This window comes from Acinetobacter kyonggiensis (assembly GCF_900107285.1).
Taxonomy (GTDB): Bacteria; Pseudomonadota; Gammaproteobacteria; order Pseudomonadales; family Moraxellaceae; genus Acinetobacter; species Acinetobacter kyonggiensis.
Genome location: NZ_FNPK01000010.1, coordinates 73657 through 86682 on the forward strand (window position 1 = coordinate 73657; position 13026 = coordinate 86682).

Consider the following 13026-nt stretch of genomic DNA (forward strand, 5'->3'; position numbering starts at 1 on the left):
TGAGCTGCTTAAGATTCAATCAGTTGAATCACTGTTGCAAGATCAGCTTCAGCATAGCCTTTATTTTGATGGCTTTGCAATTGTGATAGTGCTTGTTTTGCAACTGGAATATTTAAATGGAATTGTTCTGCCAGCTGAACCGCATTATTTAAGTCTTTGGACAAAGTTTGCACTTTCCATTGCACAGGTTCAAAAGTATGGGTCGCCATACGCGGGGTTAAAATTTGGAAAGGTTTTGAGTCGGCAAATCCACCTGCCAATGCCGGCGCCAGCAAAGTGGTATCTACACCTGCTTGAGCAGCTAGAGCAACTGCTTCAGCAATTAAGGTACTGTTTGCAGCCACAATCAGTTGATTGCATATTTTGGTGGCTTGCCCAGTGCCTGTTTCCCCCATTCGGGTGACGCGTTGTGAAAGCACGTTATAAATCAGCGATAAATCCTGAATGGTTTGTAGATCACCCCCAGCAAAAATCACCAGTGTGCCTTGTTCAGCCCCCGCCGTCCCACCCGAAACAGGGGAGTCTATCCACTGCACTTGATGCAGTTGCGCTTGCTCTGCCAAGGCTTTGGTTTGATCGACCGATAAACTAGAGAAATCAACAATCACTTGCTCAGCACATAATTGCGCTTGAATTTGATCATAAACAGATTGCACCGCTGCATCATCAGCCAAACAGGTCAAAATAACCGGATATTGCCCAATCTCTTGCAGCTCTAAGGCCATGGCGCCCATATCAATCAGAACGTCACATGCGGATGCCGTTCGATTCCACACCGCCACGGTAAAACCTGCTTGAATGAGTCGAGTTGCCATTCGGCTACCCATCAGCCCCATACCTAAAAATGCAATTTTTGTATTACGATCAAAACTCATGTGTTTTTCTCTGCACAATGTTGTTATTTCAATAGTTTACTTATATTGGCGCGGTAAAAATTGAACTTCGGGGTTCTTGTCTTTTTTACGCGCTAATTTACTATTTTTACCTAAAAGTAATTTCAGTTGCCAGATTTTTTCGAGGCGTAAAGATTTTTTCGGTTCATGTTCCATGGCATCAAGGACGCGTTTAGCTGCGGTTAAGGCATCAGGAGAGCGTTGTAACATTTCTTCTGCAATGGCTTGGGCTTTGCTGATTGGCGATTCATCTAAATGGGTCACTAAACCAATTTCTTTGGCATACGTGGCATTGAAAATTCGACCTGTTAAAGTTAGTTCTTTCGCAAGATCGACACTGATAATACCTTTAATGGAACGTGTCAGTCCCATGTCTGGAACCAATCCCCAACGACTTTCCATAATCGACATTTGGGTATCAGGATGAGCAATACGAATATCCGCAGCCAGTGCCAATTGCATGCCTGCACCCAGACAATACCCTTCAAGTGCAGCAATCACAGGAACAGGCAGTTCTTGCCAAATGAGAAATGCTTTTTGAAATAGGCTTTGCCCCGGTTTAATCAGTTCCCATGCTGCATAAGCGGTATTTTTTGGAGCATTTAAATCGGCAAGGTCAATTCCAGCACTAAAGACATGTGCTTCACCGGTTAAAATAACGCAGCGAATCGAACGGTCTTTTTTAATTTGATTGGCTGCATTGACCAATTCGCGTAGTAAAGCAAAGCTCATGGCATTGCGTTTTTCTGGACGGTTTAAAGATACTGTTGCGATGCCATTGTTTTTTTCTATGCGAAGTAACGCCATGAGATAGACCTATATTTTTTTAGATTGTTTTGAGCATAACACGGTCATTTCTCTGATACATGACAGTCGAGTCACATCTAAATCTAGACGCTACTGCCACGATTTGCATCAGACCCTAGAGATTTGTTTTGTTTAAAATTTGCTGTGCTGCCTGTTCGACCAGTTGAATGACGGATTGTAATTCATCCAAGCGTTTTAGCGTCTCTTGAATAAAGCTGTCATCAGCTTTACGCCGTTCTTTGCGTAAAGAAGAAATAAACTGTTCAAATCCACCTGTAACCTCTTGTAGGTTCTGCACACCAACATAGCGTGTTGCACCATATAAACGATGCAGGACATGTTCGAGTTGCGGAAAATCTTCCAATTCAATCAACTGTTGTATTTCATTGATTTCCGCTGGGAAACTATCAACCAACATTTTCAGTAAATCAATCGCCAAATCTTCTTTATTGGCAGCCAGTTGCAAACTTTGTTGCCAATCTAAAATATGCGGATCGAGTGCTTCAATCAGGATGGCTTTATCGGCAACTTTGGCTTTTTTAAAGCTTTCTGATGTCCAATGGGTCAAAATTTGAATAATTTGTTCCATTTGAATCGGTTTGGTGACGTAATCATCCATACCGACCTGTAACAGTTTTTGTTTCTCATCTGCAAGTGCATGTGCTGTCAATGCAATAATTGGCAGGCGTTTATGGTTTTCTAAGGTCGATTCTAGCGAGCGAATCGCACGTGTGGTATCAATACCAGACATCACTGGCATTTGAATATCCATGAACACCACATCAAATGCAGCCAACCCTTTTTCAATTCGCTTCTGAATAATTTCAAGCGCTTCTTGACCACTTAACGCTTTAGTCGTTTTGACATTCAGTTCACCCAATAGCGCTTCTAAAACTATTAAATTCGGTAAATGATCATCTACTGCAAGTACATGTAAACCTTGCCCATTAAATTCTTCATGGACATCATGTTCAAAAATAGGCTGATTGCTGAGCAGTTGAATTAATGCGCTGCGACTGAGCGGTTGATACATTGGTCGCGCCCGATATTCGCTTAACATGTTGGGATCGAGCGCCATTTGATAACCGTAGACGGCAATGTTGCCAGAATAGCGATTTCGAATTTCTTTTAATAATGCTTCGCCATCACCACTATGATCGACAATCAGCCAAGTGTTTTCATCACTTTCCGAGAAGCGCTTCAGTTGACTAAATAAATCTAGAATCGAGCTGGTTTCGACATGATGGACACCATAATTTTCCAGATAATGTCGTAAAATATTTGCCGTTGCAGGATGTGCTAAGTACGATACCACCTGCATTTTATTAAAGTTTGGATGTTCAATTTCAATTTCGTCATCCACAGCAAACCGAGCGGTAAACCAGAAGGTTGAGCCTTTTTCAGTTGGTGCGCGTTCTTGGTTATCTTCAAAACCAATTTGACCTTGCATTAAATGCACTAACTGTTTGGAAATGGCTAAACCTAGACCTGTACCCCCAAACTGGCGGGTGACTGAAGCATCGCCTTGCGAGAAGGATTCAAACAGTTTTTTACGGTCTGTACCACTTAAACCAATCCCGCTGTCTTGTACGCTAAAGTGTAATAAACAGTGACCAATATCATCATGTTCCATCCGTGCACGGACAATAATTTCACCATCTGGAGTGAACTTAATGGCATTGGAAATGAGGTTGGTCAGAATTTGTTTGAAACGTAGTGCATCACCCACCATTTGGGTCGGTATATTGTCAGCATAGTAAAAAGCCATATCAATATGCTTTTGTGCAGCCAAGGGCGAGAGCATATCCATCACATCAAAAATGGCTTCTTCTAGGTCAAAGGGTGCGGTTTCTAATTCTAATTTACCGGCATCAATTTTCGAGAAATCGAGCACATCATTAATTAGGGCCAAAAGATGGGCAGATGATTTACGAATGGTCTGCAAATATAAGTTTTGTTCATTGCTTAAATTGCCTTGGCGCAGCAATAAATGAATAAAGCCATCAATACTATTTAACGGGGTGCGTAATTCATGACTGATATTGGCCAAGAACACCGATTTAGACTGGTTCGCGGAAATGGCTTGGTCACGTGCTTGACGATAGGTAATATTTTGCACTTCTAAGGTGTCTAGAGTACGGCGTAAATCATCTTCAGTTTGTTCGGTATGTTCTTTTAGTTCTAAAAAACTGAAATGTAGACGCTTAACCACATTGGCAATATCACGCTGGAGTAAGCGTAATTCACCAGTACTGTTAATGACCATGTGCTGGTCTAGTGTGTCAGCATTTAAGCGTTGTAATTGCATACGAATTTCGTACATCGGTGCAATCCAGCGACGTGAATAAAAATTCAAACACAATAACAGCAGCAATAAAGTCAGTAGACCAGTCGCCACCAGTACAATCATGACACGATAACGTGCAATTTCGAGTGGCTGGTTGTCGAGTTCAATCACCAGTTGTGCCGGTGATTGTGTATTTTCATTAATATTGAGTGCGTAAATATTATTTTTATTATAAGAAATTGGGCCAACAAAAGAGGCTTTGGAGTGAATTGCAGGCCAAGGGTCTTGGTCTTGAAAACCAATGCTTAAACGGTTTCGACCTTTGGGGTCAATAATCGCGGCACGAATAACATGTTTTTCATTTAACATGCTTTGCATGGCATTACGCGCTTGATCATATTGCCAAGGATAACGATTGAGTAGGTCGAGTGCAGCTTCAGACGTGGGTTGGTAACGTGTCATAATAGCAATTGCCATTTGTTTTTGCTGCGCACGTGATGCGTTTGACGTTTCGGATAAAACCAACAATGCACCAACACATGCCAAAATCGTAATTGGCACAAAAATCAGTGCAATTAATTGTCCATAAGCATGATTTAAGTGTAGACGCTTAAATAACTTTTTATTGATATTTGACATGGTTAAAGCAGTTTATTTCCTATGCACGGCAGTTTAGCATGCTTTATTTGAAACTGATTGCGCTTTAATCACTTTCAATAAAAAGCCAGTTAAATGGGTGCAGCGCCTAGCATTTTTTCATACAATAGGCGCACCTCGATCTAGGTGCAAATAATGAGTAATATCTCCCCTGATTTTCAAGCAGACGAATTTTTGTTAGATCACTATGTAGGAAAAACTCCTTTAGTGCGTTTACAGCGTCTAGCAAGTCACACTCAAGCAACAGTACTGGCAAAACTTGAAGGCAATAATCCGGCAGGTTCGGTCAAAGACCGTCCTGCATATAACATGATTATGCAAGCTGAAAAGCGTGGTCAAATCAAACCAGATGATACGTTAATTGAGGCGACAAGCGGAAATACAGGGATTGCCTTAGCCATGGTTGCTGCAATGCGTGGCTATAAAATGACCTTAATCATGCCTAATAATATGAGCCAAGAACGTAAAGATGCAATGCGGGCTTACGGCGCTGAACTGATTGAAGTCACCAAAGAACAAGGCATGGAAGGCGCACGTGATCTTGCCTTGCAGATGGAAAAAGAAGGCACAGGTTTGGTGCTGAACCAATTTGGTAATCCTGATAATGTTGAAGCGCACTATCTCACCACTGGCCCTGAAATTTGGCAGCAAACGGGTGGGAAAATCACGCATTTTGTCAGTTCAATGGGCACGACGGGCACCATTATGGGCGTTTCTAAATACTTAAAAGAAATGAACCCAGAGATTCAAATTATCGGTTTGCAACCCTCGGATGGTTCAAGTATTGCGGGTATTCGTCGTTGGCCAGAAGAATATTTGCCTACCATTTTTGATCGTCGTCGTGTTGACCGCATTATGGATATTCCACAAAGTGAAGCGGAAAAAACCATGCGTAAACTGGCACAAAAAGAAGGCATTAGTGCGGGTACGTCATCTGGTGGTGCAGTTTGGGCGTCTATTCAATTGGCGCAAGAAAATCCTGAAGCCGTTATTGTTTGTATCATTTGCGATCGTGGCGATCGTTACCTTTCTACAGGTTTATTTTCAGTTCAAGATCCTGAATAAATCTGCAATTTTGTGAGTTTTACATGCGCTTACCTGTTTTAATTTTCGATATAGAAACCTTGACCGATTTAAAGTCGGGGGCGCATTTGTATGGTTTAGATTTGCCAGATGCAGATTTAGAACAGGCCTTAATTAAATTACGTCGTCAAGAATCGGGCATGGATTTTCAACGTCTTGCTTTGCATGAAATCGTGTGTATTTCTGGCTTATGGTTAGATGAACAAGGTGGCATGAAAATGTTCTCGTTTAGTCGAGAACAGCACAGTGAAGCTGAAATTTTAACCAAATTCCTCTCCATTTTTGATAAGCGCAATCCAACCCTAGTCAGTTGGAATGGTTCACAATTTGATTTGCCTGTGATTCTTTTTCGCGCCATGTATCATGGTTTGTCTGCACCAAGTTTATTCGATCAAGGCGAAATTGATCAGCAAAAGCGCTATAATAACTATCAGAACCGTTATCACCATCGTCATGTCGATTTAATGGATGTGATGGCGATGTTTAATGGTCGGAATTTTCAAAAACTGGATGATATCGCACATTTACTGGGTTATCCCGGTAAACGAGGTGATGGTGCTTATCATGTACCCGAGTATGTACGTCAGCAAGAATGGCAAAAACTGACGGCATATTGCGAAGGGGATGTACTCAATACATGGTTGGTTTATTTGCGTTGGTCGTTATTAAAAGGTCAGCTGTTAATCAATGATTATCGTGATGTTATTCAGCGCACCATTCAATTTTTATCCACCCAACCTCAACATCGCGATTTTTTAGCAGTATGGCGTGAAACTTCACAACGTACTGAATTTACATCGATTGACTTTCTTTCTCCCACACTCTAGGTATTCATGAAACATAGAACCAAGCCCCGTCCAGCTCAACAGCCGATTTATACTTTTCAGGTTGAGTCACTTTCACATGAAGGACGGGGGATAGCACACTATGGATCACACCCTGATCATCCGAGTGAGAAGCAAGGCAAAAAAGTATTTATTCGTTATGCTTTGCCGGGGGAAACCGTTAGCGCGCAAATTACCAATGTGGTCAAACGTTTAGAAGAAGCGGATAGTACTGCGTTATTAAGTGAACCCGCTGCAACACGTACTGAGCCGAAATGTCCACATTTTACCGTGTGTGGTGGCTGTAATATGCAGCACATTCAGTTAGATGAACAAATTCGTCTCAAGCAAGAGGTTTTAAAATCGCATTTAGAACATTTTGCTGGAATCCAGCCTGAGCAATGGCTCCCTGCTTTACGTTCAACCCGTGAAGATTACCGCCGTAAAGCCCGTATTGGGGTACGTTATCTTCCACAGAAAGATAAATTGGTGGTGGGATTCCGTGAGAACCAAAGCAATAAATTGATTTCGATTGACCGTTGTCTGGTGCTGGATCGTGAATTTGGCTCCATCACTGCATTGAAACAGTTACTCCAAAGTCTAAAAGCCAAAGCAGCCATTGGTCATATAGAATTGGCTATGGGCGATGATGAAATTGCATTGCTGGTTCGTCATACTGAAAAATTATCACAACAGGATGTCAACCAATTAAAACAATTTGCGTTAAACAAACAGTGGCAATTGTATTTACAACCAGAAGGTGCAGAGAGTTTGCACCGTGTGGATGATCCAATGGCTGCAATGCGTTTGCATTATGCTTTAGATGATTTTGACCTCAAATTTGGCTTTAGTCCGCTTGATTTTACCCAAGTCAATTCGACGATTAATCCACAGATGGTGAAGCTGGCATGTGATTTGCTTCAATTGAAGCAAGGAGAGCGCGTTCTAGACTTATTTTGTGGTCTAGGCAACTTCACTTTACCGCTTGCGCGTTGTGTGGGGGAAACTGGACAAGTGGTGGGTGTGGAAGGGAGTGAAGAAATGGTACGCCGTGCTGCGGAAAATGCTGAAAGCAACGGTATCGTTCATGCTCATTTTTATTCACAAGATTTAACAAAAGATTTTTCGCATCATTCTTGGGCAAATCAAGGATTTGATGCATTATTGATTGATCCTCCGCGTGCGGGTGCCGAGGAAATCATGCATTATGTACCTAAATTTGGTGCAAAGAAAATTGTTTATGTGTCATGTAATCCTGCAACATTGGCACGTGATGCTGGTGTGTTGGCACAACATGGCTATCGATTAAAAAAGGCTGGGGTAATGGATATGTTTACCCATACGGGACATGTTGAGTCTATTGCCTTATTCGAAAAATACAATGAAATAAACGATTTAGAATATGATAAGTAAAGAGGTAGGAGAAGGGTATGGTCACAGTACGTGAACAACTTCCTGGGCGACTTAATGAGCTGTCAGAGGAAGCGACTGTAGAACATGCCGAACAAGCTCGACATGATTTAGCCGAATGGCTGAATCGTGTTCGTGGCATCTTAGATGGCGCAACGCTTGAACAACTCGAAGAAGTTGCTCATTTAACTTTACATAAAGAGCTGCAAGCCACGGTTAATCATCGTTCAAATACCTTTTATACCGGTATTGAAATGGCCGATATTTTGGCACATTTACATGTTGATGAAGACACCTTGTCTGCGGCGATGTTGTATCGGAGTGTTCGTGAAGGCGTGATGACGCTTGAAGAAATTCGTGAACATTTTGGAGAGCAAGTCCATAGTCTAGTCCAAGGGACATTGGCTATGGGGAAACTTTCAGAACTCATTGAAAAGAACAAACGTTTAGAAGATCATTTTAATAACAATCAGCGCGAACATTTAAGCGGCATTTATAAAATGCTGATTTCTGTGACCGAAGATGTCCGTGTCGTACTCATTAAGCTGGCAGAGCGTACCTATGCTTTACGGGAACTGGCCAACTCTTCTAAAGAGCGTCAAGAGCGTGTAGCTCGTGAAATTCTGACTATTTATTCACCTCTGGCACATCGCCTAGGCATTGCTCAGCTTAAGTGGGAACTTGAAGATTTAGCATTTCGTTATTTAGCACCAGAACGCTATAAAGAAATTGCATCGTTACTGAATGAAAAACGTTTAGAGCGCGAGCAATATATTCAATTTGTCATTGATAAACTGAAAAAAGAACTGGCTGTCTATGATATAGAAGCGGAGATCACTGGACGGGTCAAACACATTTATTCGATTTATCGAAAAATGAAAAGTAAAGACCTGAGTTTTGACCAGTTGTATGACATTCGTGCTGTACGTGTCTTGGTCAAAAGTGTGCCTGAGTGTTATCACTCACTGGGTATTGTGCATCAAATTTGGCGACATATTCCGCATCAGTTTGATGATTACATTACCAATCCGAAAGCCAATGGTTATCGTTCTTTGCATACCGCTGTCATTGCAGAAAACAAATCGCTGGAAGTGCAAATTCGTACCAAGGCCATGCATGAAGAAGCTGAACTTGGGGTATGTTCGCATTTCAATTATAAGGAAGGTGGTAAGAACACCGATCACTCCTTTAATCACCGATTACATTCTTTACGCGCAGTCTTAGAGCATTATCAAGAACGTAATGATGCCAGTGCGCATAAATCGGGTGAAGATGCAGAAAACTTTGAACAACTTCAAGATTTTGAAGGCTTTGAGAAGATTTATGTATTTAGCCGTGATGGTGATATTAAAGAGTTGCCACGCGGTTCAACGGTTTTAGACTTTGCCTATCATGTGCATACCGAAGTGGGTAATAAATGTTATGCCGCGCGTGTCAATCAGCGCTATGTACCATTAACTTACACGCTAAAAACTGGTGAACAAGTTGAAATTTTAACCAAAAAAGATCGTGATCCGAATCGTGATTGGTTAGTAAATTCACTGGGCTATATTAAGACTTCGCGTGCGCGGGATAAATTGCGTCATTGGTTTAGACAGCAAGATCGTAGTAAAAACTTGGAAGTTGGCCGTGAAATTCTGAATAAAGAACTTTTACGTTTGGCGATTCATCCCAAAAGTATTGATTTAAGTGATTATTGCAATCACTTCAATGTCAAATTGGGTGAAGATATTCTGATTGGTTTGGTCAATGGCGATATCAGCCTGCATTCCTTGATCAATCAAGTGAATCGTCATATGCATATCGGTCAAGATGAACCTGAACTGGTGCTAAAACCGACTTTGAATCCACGTGCCAGTCATACACTTTCTGCGCATGGTATTCTGATTGATGGTTTGGATAATGTGGAACTGCATATTGCTCAATGCTGTCAACCTGTGCATGGTGAATCGATTGGTGGATATATCACACTTAATCGTGGGGTGAGCATTCATAAAATTGTATGTTCAGACTATAGCCGTATGATTACGCAAGAACCTGAACGTGCGGTAGAAGCCGATTGGGAAATGCAACCGACGCGTGGTCAAAGTGTGCAAATTGTGGTGGAAGCTTATGACCGCCGTGGTTTGTTAAAAGATTTAACCCAAGTCATTTTTTCTGATCAAATTAATATTCGTCAGGTCAATACCATTTCAGAATCAGATGGTATTGCTAATATGAAATTATTGATTGAAGTCAAAGGTTTAGCTCAATTATCACGTTTGTTGGCACGTTTGGAGCAACAACCGGGGATTATTAGTGCCCGCCGTTTGGTACAAGGCAATTAATCAGCCAAATTTTTAAGCAATGACAGTTGAAAAACCAGCAACAAATGTTGCTGGTTTTTTTATGAAGGATTATTTTATCGGCTAAAAATAATAAATATATAATTAAATCAAAATGATAAATATATGTAATTCAATGAGTACAAGATACTTTTTGTGTAAATTTTATGACAGGTGCTATAATCCCGCGAATAAAATAGCCTTGAGCTAAAAATATTCTTAGGGTACGGAAAATTTCGGTAATGATTCAAATAAATATATCTCAACTGTATATCAGTCGTGCCGATGAAACCGTTCCTGCCTTAGAAAAAATCCCTGCAATGCAGCGTAGACGATTATCACCGATTGCAAAATTGGCGATCAATAGTGCCATTGGCTCGCTGAATGCTGAATCAGTGGATTATATTGTCTGGGCTTCGCAATATGGTGATGAACATAAAACGCTGAAAATTTTAGCCGATGTATTGCAAGATCAAACGCCATCACCCACGCAATTTTCGACTTCTGTACACAATGCCGTTGCTGGGTTGTATTCAATTTTATGTCAGGATTCCACACCCTCGACCAGTTTGGCTGCCTCGTGGAGTGAAGCACTGATTGAAGCCTATGCTTGGTTAAAAACAACAAAACAACCCAATTCACGGGTTTTGGTGGTGTATTACGATGAAGCACTACCTGCGATTTATCAGGAGTTCCAGCCTTTTCGTGGTTTTGCCATGTCTGCGCTGATCGGCCTTGATGGCCCCAATTTACAATTCGATCTGAATGCATTGGCGCATCATCAGTATAAATATCTGGATGCACAAAAATTTTATGATTTCTGGCAGCAATCTCAGCAGAACCCAGATGACTCTCATATGCAAGCGTGGCAAAAATGTTAAAGCTGAATCAAATTAAACAAAAAGCCAATTATTTATGGCGTGTCGGTGCGACAGGATTTAGTTTTGCCAGTTTTGGCATCGGTGGCGTTGCCATCGGTGGTTTGGTTGCACCTTTGGTTAATTTGTCGACACAAAATCAAAGCTTACGTCAGCAGCGTACACAAAATGTGATTCGCTATAGTTTCAAGGGTTTTACTGAAATGATGGTAAAGCTTGGAATTATGACTTATGAGATTGAAGGTCTAGAAAAATTACAGCAAAGTAGACAGGAACTGATTATTGCCAATCATCCAACATTGGTGGATGTGGTGATATTGATTGGTTTAATGGAACAAGCAAATTGTGTGGTCAAGCAAGCATTATGGGCCAATCCATTTACCAAAGGTCCCGTGCAAAATGCAGGTTATATTTTAAATGCAGGTTCTGAACAATTTATTCAGGACTGTGTGGACAAACTAAAGCTCGATCAAGCAGCATCTTTGCTGATTTTTCCTGAAGGCACACGAACTGCAAAAGGTGAGTTGTTGAATGAATTTCAACGTGGCGCGGCGAATATTGCCATTCGTGCCCATGTGCCGATTCGTCCAGTGTTGTTGACCTGTACGCCTTCAACTTTAACCAAAAATGAAAAGTGGTATCACATTCCTTCACAGCCATTTCATATTCATGTGAAAGTACTAGATGCCATTCAAGTCGATGATCTTTTAGATGATGCAGCGGTCAGTCCGAAAAACGTGCGTCATTTAAATCATCAATTACACCAATTTTTTAACCAAGAGTTATCTAAAAATGAGCAATCTTGCTGATGAATTAAAGCAAATGATTATTGATGTTTTGGCCCTAGAAGACATCAGCATAGATGATATTGAAACTGAAGCAGCATTATTTGGTGATGGCTTAGGTCTAGATTCAATTGATGCTTTGGAACTTGGTTTGGCTTTGAAAAAGCGTTACAACATTCATTTGAATGCTGAATCGGCAGAAACCAAACAATATTTTAAATCAATTCAAAGTCTTGTAACTTTGGTTGAAGCACAGAAAACGGCATAAGAGGTTGTGATGTTAACTCAGGAACAAGTACTCGAAAAATTAAGAGCATGGATGGAAGATCTGTTTGAGATTAATCCAGAAGATGTGCAGCTCGATGCAAATTTAGCCACAGATTTGGATGTCGATAGCATTGATGCCATTGATCTTGTGGTCAAAATTAAAGAATTGACGGGTAAGCAAGTGAATCCTGAAGATTTTAAAAATGTACGTACAGTGCAAGATGTTGTGACTGTGATTCAGAATATGTCTGTTGCATGAAATGGATCGTCCAAGGGATAGTGGTCATCGGTTTGATTCTCTATCCCTTTTTAGTGGGCTATAGCCTAGCGCAGGGTCAATATATCTGGGTCAGTGGTTTGCTGATTGTCCTCGGCGTATTGCGGCTATTGAGTAAGGGCAATGCTTTACTCTGGCCCTTAACTGGCTTTGCTATTTTATGTGGCAGCTTGAGTCTGATTTTAAAAGATCAAGCATGGCTGAAACTCTATCCGGTATTGATGAGTCTGGGTTCGCTGGCTATTTTTACAGCGACTTTAATCAAACCACCCTCTATGATTGAGCGTTTTGCCCGTTTGGCTGAACCCAATTTACCCGAAGCAGGGGTGATTTGGACGCGTAAGGTCACTATAGTCTGGTGTATTTTCTTTGTGTTCAATGCCCTGATTTCTTTAGCCACAGTGTTGTTTACTTCAATGCAGGTGTGGGTGCTCTATAACGGTTTTATTTCCTATATGTTGATGGGGCTGTTATTGCTGGGCGAATTTATATTGCGTAAGCGTCAGCAACGCTTAAATCAACTTCAGGAATAAA

At 41.2% G+C, this 13026-nt stretch carries 12 protein-coding genes; 9 read left to right on the top strand and 3 right to left on the bottom strand.

Translation table 11 applies throughout. From position 1 onward, the window contains the following. Positions 1 to 8: 8 nt before the first annotated feature. The 3 genes from BLV99_RS09875 to BLV99_RS09885 all read right to left on the bottom strand — a co-directional run bounded on the left by BLV99_RS09875 (position 9) and on the right by BLV99_RS09885 (position 4626). Entirely contained in the window at positions 9 to 875 is an 867-nt protein-coding gene (locus BLV99_RS09875) for an NAD(P)-dependent oxidoreductase (RefSeq protein ID WP_092690149.1), read from the bottom strand. A gap of 36 nt (positions 876 to 911) precedes the next feature. Further along, a complete protein-coding gene (locus BLV99_RS09880; RefSeq protein WP_074947412.1) occupies positions 912 to 1700 on the bottom strand; it encodes a crotonase/enoyl-CoA hydratase family protein in 789 nt (262 codons plus the stop codon). A gap of 115 nt (positions 1701 to 1815) precedes the next feature. Further along, entirely contained in the window at positions 1816 to 4626 is a 2811-nt protein-coding gene (locus BLV99_RS09885) for a GacS-like sensor histidine kinase (protein WP_086185178.1), read from the bottom strand. A gap of 153 nt (positions 4627 to 4779) precedes the next feature. On the opposite strand from BLV99_RS09885, the gene cysM reads away from it, so the two are divergent. The 9 genes from cysM to BLV99_RS09930 all read left to right on the top strand — a co-directional run bounded on the left by cysM (position 4780) and on the right by BLV99_RS09930 (position 13025). After that, a complete protein-coding gene (cysM, locus tag BLV99_RS09890) occupies positions 4780 to 5709 on the top strand; it encodes a cysteine synthase CysM (protein WP_092690151.1) in 930 nt (309 codons plus the stop codon). Between the two features lie 23 nt (positions 5710 to 5732). Beyond that, the gene (locus BLV99_RS09895) at positions 5733 to 6554 is read left to right on the top strand and encodes a 3'-5' exonuclease (protein ID WP_086166197.1); all 822 of its coding nucleotides are present in this window, start codon (positions 5733 to 5735) and stop codon (positions 6552 to 6554) included. A 6-nt stretch (positions 6555 to 6560) separates the two neighbouring features. Beyond that, positions 6561 to 7964, top strand: coding sequence for a 23S rRNA (uracil(1939)-C(5))-methyltransferase RlmD (rlmD, locus tag BLV99_RS09900; protein WP_092690154.1), 1404 nt, complete (start codon positions 6561 to 6563; stop codon positions 7962 to 7964). Between the two features lie 17 nt (positions 7965 to 7981). Continuing rightward, the gene (locus BLV99_RS09905; RefSeq protein ID WP_092690157.1) at positions 7982 to 10288 is read left to right on the top strand and encodes a RelA/SpoT family protein; all 2307 of its coding nucleotides are present in this window, start codon (positions 7982 to 7984) and stop codon (positions 10286 to 10288) included. A 239-nt stretch (positions 10289 to 10527) separates the two neighbouring features. Next, positions 10528 to 11166 (top strand): beta-ketoacyl synthase chain length factor, encoded by a 639-nt coding sequence (locus tag BLV99_RS09910; RefSeq protein ID WP_092690160.1) that lies wholly within the window; start codon positions 10528 to 10530, stop codon positions 11164 to 11166. Beyond that, a complete protein-coding gene (locus tag BLV99_RS09915) occupies positions 11160 to 11972 on the top strand; it encodes a lysophospholipid acyltransferase family protein (RefSeq protein ID WP_092690162.1) in 813 nt (270 codons plus the stop codon). The genes BLV99_RS09910 and BLV99_RS09915 overlap by 7 nt, the downstream gene beginning before the upstream one ends. Continuing rightward, positions 11956 to 12216 (top strand): phosphopantetheine-binding protein, encoded by a 261-nt coding sequence (locus tag BLV99_RS09920; protein ID WP_092690164.1) that lies wholly within the window; start codon positions 11956 to 11958, stop codon positions 12214 to 12216. Before BLV99_RS09915 ends, BLV99_RS09920 begins: the two co-directional genes overlap by 17 nt. A gap of 9 nt (positions 12217 to 12225) precedes the next feature. Continuing rightward, a complete protein-coding gene (locus BLV99_RS09925; RefSeq protein ID WP_086185186.1) occupies positions 12226 to 12474 on the top strand; it encodes an acyl carrier protein in 249 nt (82 codons plus the stop codon). Beyond that, a complete protein-coding gene (locus BLV99_RS09930) occupies positions 12471 to 13025 on the top strand; it encodes a COG4648 family protein (protein WP_092690168.1) in 555 nt (184 codons plus the stop codon). Before BLV99_RS09925 ends, BLV99_RS09930 begins: the two co-directional genes overlap by 4 nt. Position 13026: the final 1 nt, after the last annotated feature.

Excerpts from the sequence above, each read along its gene's own strand:
- BLV99_RS09925 (WP_086185186.1), top strand. The coding sequence starts at position 12,226 with ATGTTAACTCAGGAACAAGTACTCGAAAAATTAAGAGCATGGATGGAA.
- BLV99_RS09875 (WP_092690149.1), bottom strand. The coding sequence starts at position 875 with ATGAGTTTTGATCGTAATACAAAAATTGCATTTTTAGGTATGGGGCTG.
- BLV99_RS09885 (WP_086185178.1), bottom strand. The coding sequence starts at position 4,626 with ATGTCAAATATCAATAAAAAGTTATTTAAGCGTCTACACTTAAATCAT.
- BLV99_RS09895 (WP_086166197.1), top strand. The coding sequence starts at position 5,733 with ATGCGCTTACCTGTTTTAATTTTCGATATAGAAACCTTGACCGATTTA.
- cysM (WP_092690151.1), top strand. The coding sequence starts at position 4,780 with ATGAGTAATATCTCCCCTGATTTTCAAGCAGACGAATTTTTGTTAGAT.
- BLV99_RS09880 (WP_074947412.1), bottom strand. The coding sequence starts at position 1,700 with ATGGCGTTACTTCGCATAGAAAAAAACAATGGCATCGCAACAGTATCT.
- rlmD (WP_092690154.1), top strand. The coding sequence starts at position 6,561 with ATGAAACATAGAACCAAGCCCCGTCCAGCTCAACAGCCGATTTATACT.
- BLV99_RS09910 (WP_092690160.1), top strand. The coding sequence starts at position 10,528 with ATGATTCAAATAAATATATCTCAACTGTATATCAGTCGTGCCGATGAA.
- BLV99_RS09905 (WP_092690157.1), top strand. The coding sequence starts at position 7,982 with ATGGTCACAGTACGTGAACAACTTCCTGGGCGACTTAATGAGCTGTCA.
- BLV99_RS09930 (WP_092690168.1), top strand. The coding sequence starts at position 12,471 with ATGAAATGGATCGTCCAAGGGATAGTGGTCATCGGTTTGATTCTCTAT.
- BLV99_RS09920 (WP_092690164.1), top strand. The coding sequence starts at position 11,956 with ATGAGCAATCTTGCTGATGAATTAAAGCAAATGATTATTGATGTTTTG.
- BLV99_RS09915 (WP_092690162.1), top strand. The coding sequence starts at position 11,160 with ATGTTAAAGCTGAATCAAATTAAACAAAAAGCCAATTATTTATGGCGT.